General features: G+C 59.3%; 13 protein-coding genes and 3 pseudogenes. 11 read left to right on the top strand and 5 right to left on the bottom strand.

The features are described 5' to 3' along the window. Window positions 1-88 precede the first annotated feature (88 nt). From AKN83_RS38705 to AKN83_RS27780, 5 genes are all read right to left on the bottom strand, one after another. On the bottom strand, window positions 89-718 hold the full coding sequence (locus AKN83_RS38705) for a hemerythrin domain-containing protein (RefSeq protein WP_050404871.1): 630 nt from the start codon (window positions 716-718) through the stop codon (window positions 89-91). A 146-nt stretch (window positions 719-864) separates the two neighbouring features. Next, entirely contained in the window at window positions 865-1,545 is a 681-nt protein-coding gene (locus tag AKN83_RS27795) for a helix-turn-helix domain-containing protein (RefSeq protein ID WP_244522123.1), read from the bottom strand. 627 nt (window positions 1,546-2,172) lie between these two features. Then, window positions 2,173-3,003, bottom strand: coding sequence for a universal stress protein (locus AKN83_RS27790; protein WP_050404869.1), 831 nt, complete (start codon window positions 3,001-3,003; stop codon window positions 2,173-2,175). 280 nt (window positions 3,004-3,283) lie between these two features. Then, window positions 3,284-3,889, bottom strand: a complete 606-nt coding sequence (gene fixJ / locus AKN83_RS27785; protein WP_050404868.1) for a response regulator FixJ — start codon at window positions 3,887-3,889, stop codon at window positions 3,284-3,286. Beyond that, a complete protein-coding gene (locus AKN83_RS27780) occupies window positions 3,886-5,316 on the bottom strand; it encodes a PAS domain S-box protein (protein ID WP_050404867.1) in 1,431 nt (476 codons plus the stop codon). The genes fixJ and AKN83_RS27780 overlap by 4 nt, the downstream gene beginning before the upstream one ends. 129 nt (window positions 5,317-5,445) lie before the next feature. Between AKN83_RS27780 and AKN83_RS41915 the strand changes: the two genes are divergently transcribed. The 11 genes and pseudogenes from AKN83_RS41915 (at window position 5,446) to AKN83_RS27725 (ending at window position 16,430) form a co-directional block, all read left to right on the top strand. Further along, window positions 5,446-5,649 (top strand): hypothetical protein, encoded by a 204-nt coding sequence (locus AKN83_RS41915; RefSeq protein WP_050626557.1) that lies wholly within the window; start codon window positions 5,446-5,448, stop codon window positions 5,647-5,649. 994 nt (window positions 5,650-6,643) lie between these two features. Continuing rightward, a complete protein-coding gene (locus AKN83_RS27770) occupies window positions 6,644-6,862 on the top strand; it encodes a hypothetical protein (protein ID WP_050404866.1) in 219 nt (72 codons plus the stop codon). A 465-nt stretch (window positions 6,863-7,327) separates the two neighbouring features. Beyond that, window positions 7,328-7,555 (top strand): LYR motif-containing protein, encoded by a 228-nt coding sequence (locus tag AKN83_RS38700; RefSeq protein ID WP_083992269.1) that lies wholly within the window; start codon window positions 7,328-7,330, stop codon window positions 7,553-7,555. A gap of 257 nt (window positions 7,556-7,812) precedes the next feature. Further along, window positions 7,813-8,241 (top strand): hypothetical protein, encoded by a 429-nt coding sequence (locus tag AKN83_RS39950; protein WP_128089444.1) that lies wholly within the window; start codon window positions 7,813-7,815, stop codon window positions 8,239-8,241. Window positions 8,242-8,339: 98 nt separating this feature from the next. After that, window positions 8,340-9,962 (top strand): annotated as a pseudogene (ccoN, locus tag AKN83_RS27760) (cytochrome-c oxidase, cbb3-type subunit I). A gap of 8 nt (window positions 9,963-9,970) precedes the next feature. Then, window positions 9,971-10,704 (top strand): annotated as a pseudogene (ccoO, locus tag AKN83_RS27755) (cytochrome-c oxidase, cbb3-type subunit II). Between the two features lie 11 nt (window positions 10,705-10,715). Beyond that, window positions 10,716-10,871 carry a cbb3-type cytochrome c oxidase subunit 3 gene (locus tag AKN83_RS27750; protein WP_050404864.1) on the top strand — a complete coding sequence of 52 codons (156 nt, stop codon included), beginning with the start codon at window positions 10,716-10,718 and terminating at the stop codon, window positions 10,869-10,871. A 6-nt stretch (window positions 10,872-10,877) separates the two neighbouring features. Then, window positions 10,878-11,747, top strand: a complete 870-nt coding sequence (gene ccoP, locus AKN83_RS27745; protein WP_050404863.1) for a cytochrome-c oxidase, cbb3-type subunit III — start codon at window positions 10,878-10,880, stop codon at window positions 11,745-11,747. Window positions 11,748-11,823: 76 nt separating this feature from the next. Further along, a pseudogene (ccoG, locus tag AKN83_RS27740) lies at window positions 11,824-13,288 on the top strand (cytochrome c oxidase accessory protein CcoG); the annotation flags it as partial. A gap of 25 nt (window positions 13,289-13,313) precedes the next feature. Continuing rightward, complete coding sequence (locus tag AKN83_RS27735; RefSeq protein WP_083992268.1) at window positions 13,314-13,520, top strand: FixH family protein; 207 nt, start codon at window positions 13,314-13,316, stop codon at window positions 13,518-13,520. 216 nt (window positions 13,521-13,736) lie between these two features. Beyond that, window positions 13,737-16,430 (top strand): Ulp1 family isopeptidase, encoded by a 2,694-nt coding sequence (locus tag AKN83_RS27725; protein ID WP_244522122.1) that lies wholly within the window; start codon window positions 13,737-13,739, stop codon window positions 16,428-16,430. The last annotated feature ends 525 nt before the right edge of the window (window positions 16,431-16,955 follow it).

Here is a 16,955-nt window from a genome sequence, read left to right as displayed (position 1 = left end):
ATCGCCTGTGCTCGATCTGAGAGCCGGCGAGGCGATCTTCATTTGAGCCCCATGAATGATGTCCATTTCCTGCCGAATGCGGCAGCGGTCAGTGTGGCCCCTCCCTCTCCGCATTGTGTCGCGGGTTGCCGGCCAACGCGCTCGAAAACGCAAGTGCGCTCCGTTCGGCCTCAGCTTCTTGTTCTAATTGTAGAATATGCGCTCTCAACGCATCGGAGGCCGCTTCAGCTGTCTCGCTGAATAGCGGATCTCCGTGATCGGTGAGGGCGGAAGCGACTTCGGCCCAATCCTGAGCCGATAAAGCCGCAACGGCGGCGGGGAAGAAGTCCCGTTCTTCCCACATCATGTGGTGCCGCTCGCATACTATAAAGTCGCGTACGATCTTGCCGACGTCTTGCCGAAAGACTTCACGATCTGCCAGGACACCGTCAATTGCGCGAGCGAAGTGGTGCAAGCGGTCGATGACTTCCTGATGCTCATGCGCGAGATCGCCGACCAGTGCGGCCCCATCCGGATCGCACCTCTTGAGCTTGGAAAAGATCAAGTCCTCTTGAGGATGATGGTACACCTCGGGGTAAACCTCAAAATAGCTGATAATCGCGCGAATCACCTCATAGTCCGGACGATGTCCTTCCTCAAAAATCTCCAATTCGCGTTGAAGGGCGACCAAAAGAAGATCGATATTACGATGCTCTCGAAGCAAGCGACCGATGATCATTGCGGTGCTCCATGGAGGAAAATGTAAGCTGGCGGCGATTTGTGCCCGGTTTCCCAAGCCGCAGTTGGATGTCCTTCGCTGTATTGTCCAGCCGGCTCGGAGCACAGAGGCGTGCGCCGCCTAGCCTGGAGCCGGCGCAAATCACGTTAGCCAAAGTTCTGCGCAAAGCGGTTGGACAATGTGTCCTTGCGGAGCTCAACTCGGCGCGTGGTCGGCAGGGCGATCGCGCCATTCTGCTCAAGCTGAGTGAAAGTGCGCGACACCGTCTCGATGGTCAAGCCAAGGTAATCTGCAACATCCTGCCGTGACATGGGTAGATCGATGGCCGCGTTCTCCGTGGTGCGGCGGGATATGTCGAGCAGGAACGCGATGACCCGTTCTTCTGCGCTGCTGATCAGGAGCATCGAATGCGCCTGGAAGCGGCGGAGCTCAAGCGCCATCGCGTCCCAGAGCTGCCTAGCGAGTTCCCTCTGGTGGCTGGCGCGAAAGATGACAGCGGTGCGCTTCACCATGAGCAGGTGCGTCTCGCAGATCGCCTCGGCCGAGGAGATATGGCTTTCTTCGGCCTCAAAGCCGAAGATGTCACCAGGCAAATAAAATGCGCCGATCTGACGACGTCCGTCCTCCAGAATTTTGTAGGTTCGCACAGCCCCCGATACCACCTGATAAAGGTATTCAGCTGATTCATCCTCTCCGTAAATCTCGCTATTGCGTGTGAACCGCATCGGTGTCGCAATCATACCAAGCGGTCCACGATTGGATTTCCCACCCAAGGCGTTGGGTGGATGGCGGCTGGTCTCAGGAAAGCTGGCGGTCCAGGCGTGCATGGCGAACTTTGCTTGCGAACGTCGATGACACGCAGATTGGCCGCTCCTGACAAACTGTGAAATCCAGATGTTTTACCTAAGTAGAAGCCACTAGGTAGTTACGCGTAAGCTCATGATTGAGTTCCTCTTGAACGACGCGCGACGCCGGTCCCCTGCTACTCGAACATGCTCAAATCAATTGGGCCAGCTTTGAATCAGAAGGCTGACCTGGCAGGCCGCCACGAAAACAATCGAAAGCGCACGGCCACACCGGTGGAGAGTTCCAAGAGCTATCCCCACCGTCACTCTCAGCCCGGCGCAGGAAGTCTCCTGCAAATCATGACTCTGATCCTGGTCAGCCTTGAGTGGCCAGCCGGGATCATGAGGATCCATGTATGCTCATCGACGTGGACGACGGCCCGGCCGTCACTTCATGTGGTCCGAGTTGGAAATTGAATCATAGAGCTAGGCTCGCGTGACATGTTGTCCTGGCTCAACAGTCCGCTCTGCCGGCACTCCGCAATCGTAGGAACCGAAGGACAATCGTGATCTAGCCTGATGTCGAGGTCGGGCATCGTCGGATGCGCCGATCGCGACAGCATTTTGATGGCATCTTCGCGGATCCGGCGACGTGCCGCCCGTACCGCCTCACTGTGACATCAGGACCGGGATGTTGATCCCGCGGAGCATATGGCTGGCGGTGCCGAGCAGCCTCTCCTGCAGCTGAGAGCAACCGTAGCCTCCCATCACCAGCAGGTCGAGGCTCTCGTCGGTCGCAAGCGACGGGAGAGCGCGCCGCGCTGCCCGGGATGCCGGAAGTGACACGATCCTCGCAGGAAGTCCTGATTTTGCGAGATACTCTCCCAGATGCGCGGTGGAACTCTCTGCGGGGACTTTGTCCGGGGCGGTGGTCGCGATGATGGTGAGGATATCGGCTTTACACAAAAGTGGCGTTGCGTCGTGCAACGCACGCGCCGCACGGCGGCTGCCGTCCCAACAAATCCCTACTCGTCTGATCGAGAAGGCGCCGTCGAAGGTTGGTGGCAGATACAGAACTGGCCCGCCAGCCCGGGAAAGGATCCCCCTGAGTATCAGATTGTCGCAACTATCGTAGCCGCCCTGAGGCTGGGTAACGATTGTCATGTCGTGGACTCGCGCGCTCGCGCAGATGATCCGGCGCGCGTCGGTTGGAAGCGCGCTCAGCGCGCGACTCGTATAGGAAATGCCGGTATTCCGTGCCTGTAGATCGAAGGCATGAAGTGCTGCTTCGGCCCGCTCCAACGCACGCGACTGCTCAACCTCGAAAACAGAAGTAACCGCCGTTACGCCAATTGCAAGAAGCGGAATAATTGTTCTCTCGTAGCCGATGGCTATAACGTCAAGATGCGCGCCGGTACTCTGTGCGAAGGAAATCGAGCCGGTGATTGCAGCCCGCACCGGGAGCTCTGTTGGAAGGTGGACCAGTATGTTCCCGAGCATTGTTGTTCTCCGAAGTCAAAGACCTGCTGCCTCGGAAGAATCCGAGCCCTCAAATGATCCGCATGTTCTTGAGCACGAACAAACTGGCAAGGAGCGGGCCTCATAATAGTCCACGGCCAGGAATAGTACTCGCCTGTGTTGCACGATTTACGCTCCGCAAAGAATCCGCAGGCGATTTAAAGCTCCACCGCATCAGCAACATGACCTTCTCGGCGCGATCTGCTCAGTTGAAACGGACAGCCGGTCGCTTGAATAGGGCATTCCGTCGCTTGCGATGTTGCTAGAGACCGGCGGCGATAGCTATTCGCATCAACTCGGACATGCTGCGAACATTGGTCTTTGCCATGACGTTCGCCCGGTAAACCTCGACCGTTCTCGGGCTGATACCAAGATCATGGGCGATCACCTTGTTGATCTTGCCGGCCAGTAGTCCCTGCAGGACATCACGCTCGCGCGATGAGAGGTCTGCCAGGCGGGCTTCGGCCTGCAGTTTCGCCGTATCGTCCGCTGGCCTGGTTGGCCGTGCTTCCAAGGCGCTATTGATCGCACGGAATAGCACCTCGTCTTCGAAGGGCTTCTCGATGAAGTCGACCGCACCCGCTTTCATCGCTTCGACCGCCAGCGTTACGTCGCCATGACCAGTTATCAGGATGACGGGACAGTCGACGCGATCGGCCTTCAGCTTGCGGACCAGTTCCAGGCCGCTCATGCCGGGCATGCGGATGTCCGACACAATGCAGTCAACCGGACCGCTCGCGGCGTCACTGAGAAAGCCGCTCGCCGTCTCATAGGTTGCCACGTAGAAGCCTTTAACATCAAGCAGAAACGCGAGTGAGTCCCGCATCGCGGCGTCATCGTCGATCACAAGAACGCGCCGCATGGTCATGCTTCTTCATCAGCCTCCGCAAATGGCAGGGTAAACTGAAAGACCGTGCCGCCGCCCGGATTGGCTTCTACAGCGATGTGGCCGCCATGGGACTCGATGATCGTCCGGCAGATTGATAGTCCGACACCCATGCCATGCTCTTTGGTCGTGACAAAGGGCTGGAACAGGCGGTCGGCGATATCAGGGCTGATGCCAGAACCGGTATCGGCGACGGTAAACCTGGCGAGGCCGTCGATTTTGGCAACTCCGACGGTCAATTCGCGACGCGGGCCGGAAGCCATCGCCTCGATCGCGTTTCGTATCAGGTTCAGCGCGACCTGCTGGATCTGGATCTTGTCCACGATCATCGATGGCAGATCGCGATCGCTGTGGATCGTCACCCGCACGCCTTGATCCTTGGCGCCGAGCAAGGCCAGAGCGACCGCCTCTTCAAGCATAGTGAGCGGATTCTCCATTGTGTGCTCCGTCTCGCCTTTGGCGACGAATTCCCGCAGGCGCTTGATGATTTCGCCGGCGCGCAGCGCTTGCTGGGTGGCATTTTCGATGGCATCAGCAATACGATTGGCGTCCGGCTTGTCTGATGCCAGCAGCGTCTTGGCGCCGCGCATGTAGTTTGTGATTGCGGAGAGCGGTTGGTTGATCTCGTGGGCAATAGACGAGGCCATCTCTCCCATGGCGGTCAACCGCGAGACGTGTACGAGCTCAGATTGTAGTTCCTGCAATCGGCGTTCTTGCGCTCGCCGTTCGGTGAGGTCTCGGATGAAGCCGGTAAAGAATCGTTCGCCGCGCACTTTGCCCTCACCGACGGCAAGCTCCATCGGAAAGGTCGAGCCGTCGCTTCGCTCGCCGACCACGATACGGCCGAGGCCCATAATGCGCCGCTCTCCGGTAGTCAGATAGCGTTCAATGTAGCGGTCATGCTCGGCGCGGTAGGGTTGCGGCATTAACCCGGATACATTCGCTCCGACCACTTCGTCCGGAGACCAACCGAATAAACGCACCGCCGCGGCACTGAACGAGCGGATGATTCCTCTCTCGTCAATCACGATCATGGCTTCCGGCACGGTGTCCAGGATCGACTGCAGATGGGCTTGCCGGTACCGTGCCTGCTCTGATTCTCGCCGCAGCCGATCGCCCATGAAGCCGAGCAGGGGGCCAACTATCGCGAGTCCGGCTATATCGATCATGTTCGCGGAATCGGAGATGAGGTTGTTCCCAAGACATGCCGCGCTGATGATGAGGCAGAGCAGCGTGGCGAAGATGGCCGGTCCGCGGCCACCAGCGAAAGCGGCAAAAACGATGACTGGAAGGTAGATGATCGTGGCCGTGCGGTCCTGAAGATACGGATCCAGCGCCGCACGAAGCACGACCGCCAGCGCGGCGGCCGCCGCGGCTGTGACATAGTGGTACCAAATGTGGTCGGACATGTTTCCGGGCAGACCCTCTCGTTCGATCGAGTGTACGTAGCTTGTCTATGTGAGGAGGCCGGATGCAGCTGCGTTTCGTTGCGCTACCTATTGTGCAGGGCGGCGCCGCTATCTCGGCCAGATGCGCCAGTGCGTCGGCTGTACAGCGACGTGCTCTCCGGTCATAGCCTTGATCCAGCCGCCGAAGATCCGTCGACAAGGAAAGACCAGCCGGTGAATGGCATGACCCTCGATCACCGCGATCTCCAGCTCCCGGTCAAAGGGCGCCGTTTCAATTCGCTCCCAGGTCAGTTTGCCAATAGACCCTGGACGGTGTTCATCGCCGCCGACTGACAAAATCAGGTAACCTTCCGAATACTAGCGCCGAGATCGCTCGGCCGCTGCGCCAACAAGCTCAGCCTGATCTCGCCCAAGCGGCGCATGGTCTCGATCAAGCCAGTTATGGTCCGGATGCTTTGAGACGTAGCAACCGCCGATCGGATCGTGCTGGGACGTGATCCGATCGCCAACCGAGGTATGAGGGTTGCGAAGCAGTTCCCGGAATCCGGTCGAGTCAAACCGGACCCGTTCGAGCCAGCGCCGGTTGTTATTGAATTCTGTTGGACAGCAGCTGGAGTGGACTGCAGTTCCCGCCAGCGTGGCCGCGGCGGGACAATTGTCGCCGTGGTCTGTCATGTCGAACATCCTTTGTCGGTCGGACGTTTCCCCGTCCCACGAAGTCAGCGTGGGGCGTGGACTCTTGATGCCGTCGAACGTGCTCTTGCGAGCCAGGCGGCGTGTCCGTGCGGGAACGGTATGACGCCCGAATTCGCTCGATGGCATTCAGATGGACCAGCTGCGCTCGGCCAGAGCATGGTACCGATCCGCGGGTCGATGAAGTGGCCAGCATCACACGCGGCGCAGGCGACCGGGTGCACTTCGCTCGGGTGCGTCCGGCAGTCCTTGAGCCGACTTGCCAGTATTTGTAGGCGAAAAGATGATAGGGCGCCAAGTCTTTCAATCTGCCACGTGTCTGAGCTTGACTGGTACGTCCTTTCTATCTCAAGCCGGAACCGCTGTATTGATGCAGGTCAAAAAGAAGCTGATGCACGTCCAGAACGGGTCAAGGGCGAGTGGCAACTGTCGGTGCGTTGCCGGTAACACGTAGCAAACCGGGTCATCCGGCGGAGGCGCGCATCGATCACACAATACGCCAGCATGTAGCGGGTTTGACGAAAATCAAAATCTAGGACGCGCAATGTGCAAATGTTCAGGCTGCTCAGCGCACGCGCATTGCATCATGACGAGCGCGTGTCACTGAGCTGCGAGAGTCGAAGGAGATGGTAAGTTGATTGCTCGCCTCACATTGTCGTTGGTCTTGCCCGCGCTGATCGTAGTTATCGGGTATGGCGCGGAAGTCTTTAAGCTTGGGCTTATCGAAACCTTGGCTGCGGCCAGCCTGATCATCGGCTTTGCGGTTGCTGCGATAGGATGGACCATCACGAGCGAGATCAAGCCGCTTCGCCTCATTTGCCCACGCGCGAGCAGTTCTAGCCGCCACCGGTAATCTTCGGCCGCCGGTTCCGGTCGAAAATACCTTTGCCCGCGCTGCCTCGCAATCAGGCGGAGCGGTCGGGAATGCCTTGCGAGACGACCAAGTACCGTGCAAGTTTCGCGGCGGCACAAGCTCCCACATTCTCGGCGATTGAAGTTGGGATCGATCGATCATCGCCATCTGCCCAACCGTCTCATGAGAATATTCTGGATCCGCGCCTCAACTCTGCCGGCCCAACGCACGGGAAGACGAGAGCTGTGGTTCCTGAGCGACCTCAACCAGATGTGATCCGCCAAACCGACGCTTGTTGATTTGGAGCTTCTTCGGACGAAAGAGCACTCATATCACCTGCCCAAGTCTCGACCTTATCTCGATGGAGCGAGAATCTTTTTCGGTGCTGCTTGAGACAAATCACATACTCGCCTGGTGCGGCTGGCAGAATGCAACATGAGGAAACGCACAGGAACAGGGGGTGTCATGCCTTCATTTAACGTTCGGTTCATCAAGACCGTTTGTGACGATACCGGCCACGAGCATCGTGCCTGTCAGGCAGCGTTCCGGGTGGATGCGCCCTCGCTGAGTGCTGCTGCACAGCAGGCAGAAACTGATTTCTGCAAGCAAAAAGGTGTCCGCGATTGGACCATCTTCGCCGATGCGATGGAGCTTCGAACCCCGCTTGCATTGCCCCCGGCATGGGGTGGCTAACCCGAGCTCGGCGAGGGAGGTATACGAATTTTGATCGTATAGACACTCCGCGAATCCGGGCACCAGACTTGCAAAACGTCTTCCCGAGCGGCGATCGAGGCAACAGCATCGCGATGCTGCCGCCAATTGAGCAGCCGGGCCCTCTTGTCCGCGACATCCTCCGCTCCGCCGATTTTCTCCCACAGACGAGCCTTATTTGATGGATGTCAAAAACAAGTCTGCCGCGGGCGGCTATGGTTGCTCTGAGGGGATGACACATGGTTGGCCAATCTGGATATGTCCGTCGCCCTTGGGGGTTCAAGTATCTGCTCACCCGATTCCGAGCGAAGCTGTCCCGGACCGCCGAATTGGCCTATTTGAGCGCGCAGGACATCGACGCGATCGCACGTGAACTTAATCTGTCGACGCCCGACTTTCGAAAGATGGCGCTAAGTGCGGGCTCTCCTGAACTCTTAAGCAAGCGCCTCGCACTTGCAGGCTTCTCCGAGAATGCGCTGGCCGCCCGCTATGGAGACGTGTTGCACGATTTGCAGCGGGTATGCGGCCTGTGTCAGACCAGGATCCGCTGCGCGGCCGACCTCGAACGGTATAAGCCTGTAAATCCCCTCAAAGGTTGTCCCAACGAACATACTCTGCGCGCGCTCGCGCGTGAGATCGGCGGCACTCCGCAGCATTTTGGCGATTGATCGCGCTCGATCAACCCGTCCCCCCGAAATGTGATCTCCTGGCAATCCGTTTTCAAAGAGGCCAAGACATGCCAAGCCCACCCCTCACCGCGAAATCCATGACCATGGGTGAAGCAGGCCTGATGTCGGTATTCGCCGTTTCTGCCTACGTTTGCTATTTCGCAGGGGCGGTGGGGCACGATTCTGCATTTAGCTTCCACGCATTGCTCGCTTCCGCCGCCAGCCTGGCCGCCGCAAGCGTTATCCTCAATCGCTACTATGAACGCCCGGCGCAATTGCCGCCGGCGCAGATCAAGGGCCGGCCGAATTTACAATCTCGCTCCGATCAAAGTTGCCTCAGTGATGGCGATGTTCTGGGGTATCGCAGGCGTTTCAGTCGGCGTTTTTATCGCCTCGCAACTTGCGTGGCCCGCACTGAATTTCGATCTGCCTTGGACGAGCTTCGGCCGACTCCGCCCGCTGCACACGTCGGCCGTGATCTTTGCGTTTGGCGGAAACGTGCTTATCGCGACCTCCTTCTTCGTCGTGCAGAAGACCTGCCGCACGCGCCTCGCCGGCGATCTTGCGCCATGGTTCGTGGTAGTTGGCTATAATTTTTTCATCCTGATCGCAGGCACCGGCTACCTGTTCGGCGCCACCCAGTCAAAGGAATACGCCGAGCCCGCATGGTACGCCGATCTCTGGCTCACCATCGTCTGGGTCACTTATCTCATCGTGTTCCTGGCGACATTGGTGAAAAGGAAAGAGCCGCACATTTTCGTCGCCAACTGGTTCTATCTCGCTTTTATCGTCACCATTGCGGTGCTCCACCTCGGCAACAATCCCGCATTACCGGTCTCCGTGTTCGGTTCGAAATCCTAATCGCCCGGGGCGGTGTGCAGGACGCCATGTTTCAGTGGTGGTACGGTCAAAACGCGGTCGGTTTCTTCCTGACCGCCGGCTTTCTGGCGATCATGTACTACTTCATTCCGAAGAGAGCCGAGCGCCCGGTCTATTCCTACCGCCTCTCGATCATTCACTTCTGGGCGCTGATCTTCCTCTACATCTGGGCGGGCCCTCACCATCTACATTACACCGCGCTGCCCGATTGGACGCAGACTCTGGGCATGACGTTCTCGATCATGCTGTGGATGCCTTCATGGGGTGGCATGATCAACGGCCTGATGACGCTCTCGGGTGCGTGGGACAAGCTGCGCACAGACCCGGTGCTCCGCATGCTCGTGGTCTCCGTTGCCTTTTATGGCATGTCGACGTTTGAGGGACCGACCATGGCAATCAAGGTCGTCAATTCGCTCAGTCATTACACCGACTGGACCGTCGGCCACGTGCATTCCGGCGCGCTGGGTTGGGTAGGCTTTGTGTCGTTCGGTGCGCTCTATTGCCTGATTCCCTGGCTTTGGAATCGCGAGCTGTACAGCCTCAAGCTCGTCAACTGGCACTTCTGGATCGCCTCGATCGGGATCGTGCTCTACATCTCGGCGATGTAGGTGTCTGGTGTCCTGCAAGGCCTGATGTGGCGCGCCTATACCCCGCTAGGTTTCCTCGAATACTCCTTCATTCAGTCGGTCGAGGCTATGCATCCCTTCTACATCATTCGCGCCGCGGGCGGCGCAATGTTCCTGATTGGTGCGCTGATCATGGCCGCCAATCTCTGGATGACCGTGAATGCAAAGCAGACCGATCAAATCAAGGACACTGGAGCGCTCCAAGTCGCGGAATAGGCCATCGCATGTCTCTTTGGAACCGACACAAGATCTTTGAGAAGAACTCGATCATCCTGATCGCAGCATCCTTGCCGTGATCGCGATTGGGGGACTGGTCGAGATCACGCCGCTGTTCTACCTCAAGAGTACGATCGAGGTCGTGGAGGGCGTACGACCATATACCCCGCTTGAGCTTGCAGGCCGCAACATCTACGTGCCGCGAAGGCTGCTATGTTTGTCACTCGCAGATGATCCGGCCATTGCGTGACGAGGTCGAGCGCTACGGACATTACTCGCTGGCCGCCGAGAGCATGTATGATCACCCGTTTCAATGGGGCTCGAAGCGTACCGGCCCGGACCTCGCACGCGTCGGCGCGAAATATTCCGATGAATGGCACGTCACGCATCTGACCAATCCGCGGGCCATCGTCCCGCGGTCGGTCATGCCCGGATACTCGAGGCTGGCGCACACCGAGCTCGACCTGACCGACATGGCCGCACAGCTGCGCACCAACCGGGCGGTCGGTGTGCCCTATACCGAAGATCAGATCAAGAACGCGGTCACTGACTTGAAGACCCAGCTCGATCCTGACAGCGCGGACCGAGCCTCGTTCCAGAAGCGCATCCGAAGGCGGCTGTGCGCAATTTCGACGGAAGCGTTGGCAATCCGACCGAACTCGATGCGCTCATCGCCTACCTGCAGATGCTCGGAACGCTGATCGATTTCAAGCTCTACGACGAAAAAGCCAATCTGCGCTGAAGGATCGTGTGATGAAAGCCGTCGAGAACCTGGCGTCAAGCTTCGTCGTAAGTCTCTGGACGCCGTTGTTTGTCGGCATCTTCATGGCCATTGTTGTTTATGCGCTGTGGCCTGGCAATAAGCGGCGTTTTGACTCTGCGGCGCGCTTGCCGCTGTGCCGGGATTGACAGGCCATGACTGACCGCGACTTCGATCAGATTTCCGGCCGCTCCACGACGGGGCACGAATGGGATGGCATAAAAGAGCTCAACACGCCGCTGCCGCGCTGGTGGATCTCGACCTTCTACGCCACCGTTCTTTGGGCGATCGCCTATTGGGTCGTCTATCCGGCCTGGCCGCTCCTCTCTAGCTACACGACCGGCGTATTTCATTATTCGGCCCGCGCGAGCGTCGCCAATGATCTTGCCGGGCTCGAGAAGCTGCGGGCGGAGAAGATGGCAGTTCTCGGCAAAGTGTCTCTGACAGAGATCGAGACGGACCCGGCCCTGCTGGCACTGGCCCGTGCCCGGGGCAAGACGGTGTTCGCAGACAATTGCGCGCCATGCCATGGCAGCGGCGGCGCAGGTGCCAAGGGTTATCCCAATCTCAACGACGATGACTGGTTGTGGGGCGGATCGCTCGATCAGATCCAGCAGACCATCCAGTTCGGCGCACGGTCCGGCCATGCCCAGGCCCATGGGGGGCAAATGCTGGCCTTCGGCCGCGACGGCATCCTCAGGAAAGATGAGATCGCCACGGTAGCGAATTACGTGCGATCGCTGTCTGGCCTGTCAACAGTCGCCACTTTCGATGCCGCGGCCGGCGCAAGGATCTTTGCCGACAATTGTGCGGCCTGCCATGGCGAGAATGCCAAAGGCAACCAGGAGCTCGGCGCGCCGAATCTGACGGACCACATTTGGTTGTACGGCTCGGACGAGGAGACGCTGATCGAGACGATCAGTTATGGCCGCGCGGGCATCATGCCGGCCTGGAGCGGGCGGTTCGATCCCATCACGATCAAGGCGCTTGCGGTCTATGTGCACTCGCTCGGTGGTGGACAATAGGTGAGATGAGCCGAGAAGCCACCGGCCCATAGACGAGGCTCTAAGTCAGTCACCCGTGCCAGATGTAAGGTCGGCCATGAAGCTAGCCCTGAACAAGACTGGTCCGCGCGATGACCCGCCGATCGGCGAAGATGGGCCTCTCTATACAGCTCATAAGAAAGTCCATCCGCAGAGCGTCTGCGGCAATTTCCGCACCATCAAATGGCGGCTGATGGTGGTGTGTCTCGGCATCTACTATTTGCTGCCGTTCGTGCGTTGGCGTCGTGGCTTGGTCGCCCCCGACCAGGCGGTGTTGCTCGATTGTCCGAACCGGCGGTTCTACTTTTTCTTCATCGAGCTGTGGCCGCAGGAGCTTTATTACGTCACCGGGCTGCTCGTGCTTGCGGCGCTGGCACTATTCTTGATGAACGCTCTGGGCGGACGTATTTGGTGCGGCTATCTCTGTCCGCAAACGGCATGGACCGACCTGTTCTATGCGGTAGAGCGTTGGGTCGAGGGCGACCGTCGCGACCGGCTGAGGGCTGCTGCACGCCCGATGACAGTGGAGCGGGCGGCAAAGCGCGTGCTAAAGCACGTGGTCTGGCTGATGATCGCTTGGTGGACCGGTGGTGCCTGGGCGCTCTACTTTGTCGATGCGCATACATTGGTGCGCGATCTGGCGACGTTCCAGGCGCCCGCGATCGCCTATATCTGGATCGGGATCCTGACCGTTACGACATACTTGTTGGCCGGCTACATGCGCGAACAGGTTTGCGTGTATATGTGCCCTTGGCCGCGCATCCAGGCCGCGCTCACCGATGAGTGGGCACTCAATGTCACATACAAATACGATCGCGGCGAACAGCGCTGCTCATTCAAGAGGTCATTCGATCTGCGCGCGCGGTGGAAAGATCGGAGACTGCATCGACTGCAATCAATGCGCGGCGGTCTGTCCGACCGGCGTCGATATTCGCAACGGCGCCCAGCTCGGCTGCATCCAGTGCGGGCTATGCATCGACGCCTGCGATGCCGTCATGAAGAGGATCGGGCGCGCAGGTCGCCTGATCGGTTGCGACAACGACATCAATATCAGGCGCCGCATGGAAGGCAAGTCGGAGCTCTTCAAGCCGGTGCGCCCGCGGACGATCGTATATGCGTCTTTGATCTCGGTCGTCTGTGCGATGATGCTTTATGGGTTGTTGTCCAGAACACTGCTCGACGTCAACGTGCTGCACGATCGTAATCCGATGGCGGTCAGGCTCAGCGATGGTTCGATTCGCAACGGCTACACGGTACGCTTGCTTAACAAGCGCGGCTTCGACCGCGTCATAGCGATCCACATCGATGGGCCACCTCAAACGTCCGTGCACGTCGTCGGCGTAGATTCTGTGACCGTGGAACGACCGACGATTGTCTTGGCTCGCGATACTACGACAGAACTGCGGCTATTGGTGACCGCGCCGGCCGACGACACGTCGGAACGGTCGATGCCGGTCACATTTCGGGTCACCGACATCGGCCTCGGTGAGGTCGCCTCCGCAACGGACCACTTCGTCGTCCCCCAAGATTACCGACGGGATCTTACCAATGACCGCATCAAATCCAGTCGCGCGGCCCATCACCGGACGCTTTGTCCTGATCACCATGCTCGCTTTCTTTTCGGTCGTGATCTGCGCCAATTTGATCATGATGCGCTTTGCCATCACGACGTTGCCGGGAACCGAGGTTGACAGCGCCTACAGCGCGAGCCTCGCCTATCAGCGTGAGATCCTGGCGGCGAAAGGTAGGTCCTGAAACCCATGAAGGGTGCGACGATCGAGAGCCTTGGGGGCGGTTTCATTTTGCGGATGTGGCGATGCATTGTTCCGCAAGCGACGGCCTCGTCAGCTTCTGGAAAGCCTGTCCAGATAGGATCAGCTCAATTGAGTTCGTGGACGTGAGGCTGGCGTGGACCCGTATAATTCCGATCCATCCAATGTATCCGCTTGGTCCCAGGTGCAGCACCCCGTCTTGGAAGAGCATCAGGGCGGCCATGCCGGGCAAGCGGGCTTTGAGCAGCACTTGGCCGAGGCGCGCCCACCCGATCCGGGTCTTGTCTCTGGTGGCGGCCGCAACCACCATCCTCATCTCTCTGCAGAACATCGGGACATTATCGATAAAGCGATTGCCCAATATGCGGATCAGAAAAAGCCGAACCTGAAGACGGTTAAGCGCTATACTCAGGCGCTTCGCCGACTTGGAAATCATCTTGGCGCTCATCGCCTAACGATTGTTCTGGGGGACCACGAGTCCCTGGTCCGTCAAGTCAAGACTTACTTCCCAAAGGACGAAGACATGAAGAAGGGGGTGAATATCCTTCGTTCGTATCATGATCCGAGCTATGTAGCTTCTGGCGGGCGGCCGCGAACGATCCCCTCAGCGGAAGACGCGCCCCTCTCAGAGCGGCTTAACGCCAGCGGCATGACGTCGGGCAGCGCTGCTCGCCATGATCGTAGTCTTCGCAGATTTTCTAACGCCCTTAAATCTGCGGGCTACTCGATATCCGGATTGGACCACGCTGCGCGCATTGAATTTGCCCAGAAGTTGTTCCCGAAGGACGAGCATCTATTGTTCGCGTTAGGCAAGGTCAGCGATGCCGAGCACGTTTCCGGAGCGCGAGCGTCTCGGAAACCCCGCGGTCATGCTGTCCGGTCGCCCACACTGCATCTTTATCCCGATGACGCCCGCATCATCGATAGCCTGGAAAAGGCAGAGCTGAGCCTGCTCAAACCGGAGGATACGAGCCGGAGAAAAGTTGTTCAAAATCTGGCCGGCAACCAACGCAGATTCGGCGCTTGGCTCCAGGGGAACGGGCGAGGGAGCATAGTAAGCCGGCTCACCGGCACCAGTGAGCAGCAAAAGTCGTTGAACGACGATCACACGGACTTTAAAAAAGCCAGTCGAAACGCTGACATGGGCTTCGATCGTCTTCGGAGCTACCTAAGGCTCGTCGAGGCGAACGCAGCGCTGGGCGTCTCCCCTGAGCAGGCCAGCGGGGAGCCGCGGCGCGAGGAGTCGAGCTTAACGTGGTCGCCGCGCCTGCCGCACGATTTTGAGTGGCCGACGCCGGAAGCGGTACCAGAGGGGTCGTCGGCGATCTACCGAGGCATCGACTCTTTCGTCGACCTGCCGTACACTTTGCCGGAAGTGAGAGACGATGCTCAGTCAGCGCCGGTGGGTGGGGCTGCCGCCAAACCGCCGCTCTTCACCGGACCATCGGGCGGGCCAGCTCAGTCGGCAGACACCTTCCGCGGTCTTCGGTCTTTCGTTGATCTGCCGTACACGCCGCAGCAGATGCTTGACGATGCTCACTCAGCGCAGGCGGGCGCGGCTGCCGCCAAGCCGCCGCTCTTCACCAAACCATCGGACGCGCCAGCTCGGTCGGCAGACACCTTCCGAAGTCTTCGGTCTTTCGTTGATCTGCCGTACACGCCGCAGCAGATGGTTGACGATGCTCAGTCAGCGCCGGCGGGCGGGGCTGCCGCCAGGCCGCCGCTCTTCACCAAACCATCGGACGCGCCAGCTCGGTCGGCAGACACCTTCCGCGGTCTTCGGTCTTTCGTTGATCTGCCGTATACGCCGCAGCAGATGCCTGACGATGCTCAGTCAGCGCCGGCGGGCGGGGCTGCCGCCAGGCCGCCGCTCTTCACCGGACCATCGGACGCGCCAGCTCGGCCGGCAGATACCTTCCGCGGTCTTCAGTCTTTCGTTGATCTGCCGTACACGCCGCAGCAGATGCGCGACGATGCTCAGTCAGCGCCGGTGCTCAGCCCTGCCGGTAAACCCGCGTTCGTCGTCGGGCGGTCGGGCGTACCTCAGGAGCTTGAGGACATCGGATACCGAGTCGACGCGGATTGGCAGGATGGCCGCCAGCCGGTGCCGGATTTCTTACGCAATGTCCTGGATAACATCGGGGTCCTGCCGACCCAGTTCAGCGACCCAACCCAGATCTCCGTCAATGGTAAGGCCCGCTCGATCCCATTGGGGCCGCTAGGACGCCGCGGTGCGCAGGTCATCCATCATCCTCGCCCGTCTCCCGTCCCGGGTGCTCAGATCGGCCCCTCGGCTACCGTTGCCTCTTCCGGCCAGCGCAGCGACGCCGTGCTGGGCCCCACGCAATGGCTGGGTGACGAACATATCCAGCGGGACTATGAGCTCTTGGCGCAGGAATTGTTGCAGAACAATCCGGATCTCGCCGCTCGGACGCGGTTCGTGGATCCCCTGATAGCCCAAATGTTGCGATCCCCCTCCAAGGAGGTCGCCGAACGAGCATTAGGGTGGATTCGCCATGATACCGCCGACTTCCTGTTTCTGCCGGTAAGCGATGCCAGCGATACGGATAGACATCAGCGCGGCAGTCACTGGTCGCTGCTGCTGGTTGACCGCCGCAATTGGGGCCGGCCGATTGCCTATCACTATGATTCCACCCAAGGATACAATGACAGGCTCGCAGCGGAACTCGCAGAACGGCTCGACGCTAACCCGCAACAGGCCCCGATAAGACAGCAGCAGAACGGTTATGACTGCGGCGTCTTCGTCGTCGACGGCACTCGGGAACTTGTAAGACGATTGGCAGCAAGACGGCCGGACCTGGACCTCACCGATCTTGTCATCAGTCGACCGGCACTGCGGGACCGACTAGGTGCTGGTGTCGGCTCCAGCTGAACAGGGCGCGCGCCTGTAAATGCGCTTCTCGCCGATCGACAATCCGCAATCGGTGTGTTCGCAAAGCATCATAGTGTCTCACTTGAAGAACTGAGTACGCAGACGACGAGACCACCTGATCGACGCGTGAACGCGGGCACGGCGAGCTCCATGGATGGCATTGCGTGAAGGTCAGGCGACCTGCTGATCGGCGGGCTTGTCGGCTCGTCCAGGAGCTTCCATTCCCCGGGCAGTAATGCGCCATGATCAGCAACAAATATTCAGCAGCACGTCTGGCTATCGAGACACCGCAAGGTCGTTTGTCCGGCAAGCTTGAGGCCGGCCTCGCGGCGGGGAAAAAGTCGACGTCGGTCAGCTTTGGATGGGTCAGGTTAAGCCATGTATCGCGCCTTGGCCCATAAGGTGGCCGCTTTCTTCGCGACGAAAACTGGAGGAAGATCGCGCCATCAAGGCTGAAGCGGTGGCCGCTCATCCTCATGTCAGCCGAAGCCTCCCTATGAGAGATCATCGCGGGCAGTCAATCGC

It is taken from the genome of Bradyrhizobium embrapense (assembly GCF_001189235.2).
Taxonomy (GTDB): domain Bacteria; phylum Pseudomonadota; class Alphaproteobacteria; order Rhizobiales; family Xanthobacteraceae; genus Bradyrhizobium; species Bradyrhizobium embrapense.
This window is presented reverse-complemented; position numbering and strand designations above follow the sequence as displayed.

Bases quoted from the DNA above. Each gene is read 5' to 3' on its own strand.
- AKN83_RS39950 (WP_128089444.1), top strand. From the start codon at position 7,813: ATGGTTGGCCAATCTGGATATGTCCGTCGCCCTTGGGGGTTCAAGTAT.
- fixJ (WP_050404868.1), bottom strand. From the start codon at position 3,889: ATGACCATGCGGCGCGTTCTTGTGATCGACGATGACGCCGCGATGCGG.
- AKN83_RS27790 (WP_050404869.1), bottom strand. From the start codon at position 3,003: ATGCTCGGGAACATACTGGTCCACCTTCCAACAGAGCTCCCGGTGCGG.
- AKN83_RS27795 (WP_244522123.1), bottom strand. From the start codon at position 1,545: ATGCACGCCTGGACCGCCAGCTTTCCTGAGACCAGCCGCCATCCACCC.
- AKN83_RS38705 (WP_050404871.1), bottom strand. From the start codon at position 718: ATGATCATCGGTCGCTTGCTTCGAGAGCATCGTAATATCGATCTTCTT.
- ccoP (WP_050404863.1), top strand. From the start codon at position 10,878: ATGACTGACCGCGACTTCGATCAGATTTCCGGCCGCTCCACGACGGGG.
- AKN83_RS27735 (WP_083992268.1), top strand. From the start codon at position 13,314: ATGACCGCATCAAATCCAGTCGCGCGGCCCATCACCGGACGCTTTGTC.
- AKN83_RS38700 (WP_083992269.1), top strand. From the start codon at position 7,328: ATGCCTTCATTTAACGTTCGGTTCATCAAGACCGTTTGTGACGATACC.
- AKN83_RS27750 (WP_050404864.1), top strand. From the start codon at position 10,716: ATGAAAGCCGTCGAGAACCTGGCGTCAAGCTTCGTCGTAAGTCTCTGG.
- AKN83_RS27780 (WP_050404867.1), bottom strand. From the start codon at position 5,316: ATGTCCGACCACATTTGGTACCACTATGTCACAGCCGCGGCGGCCGCC.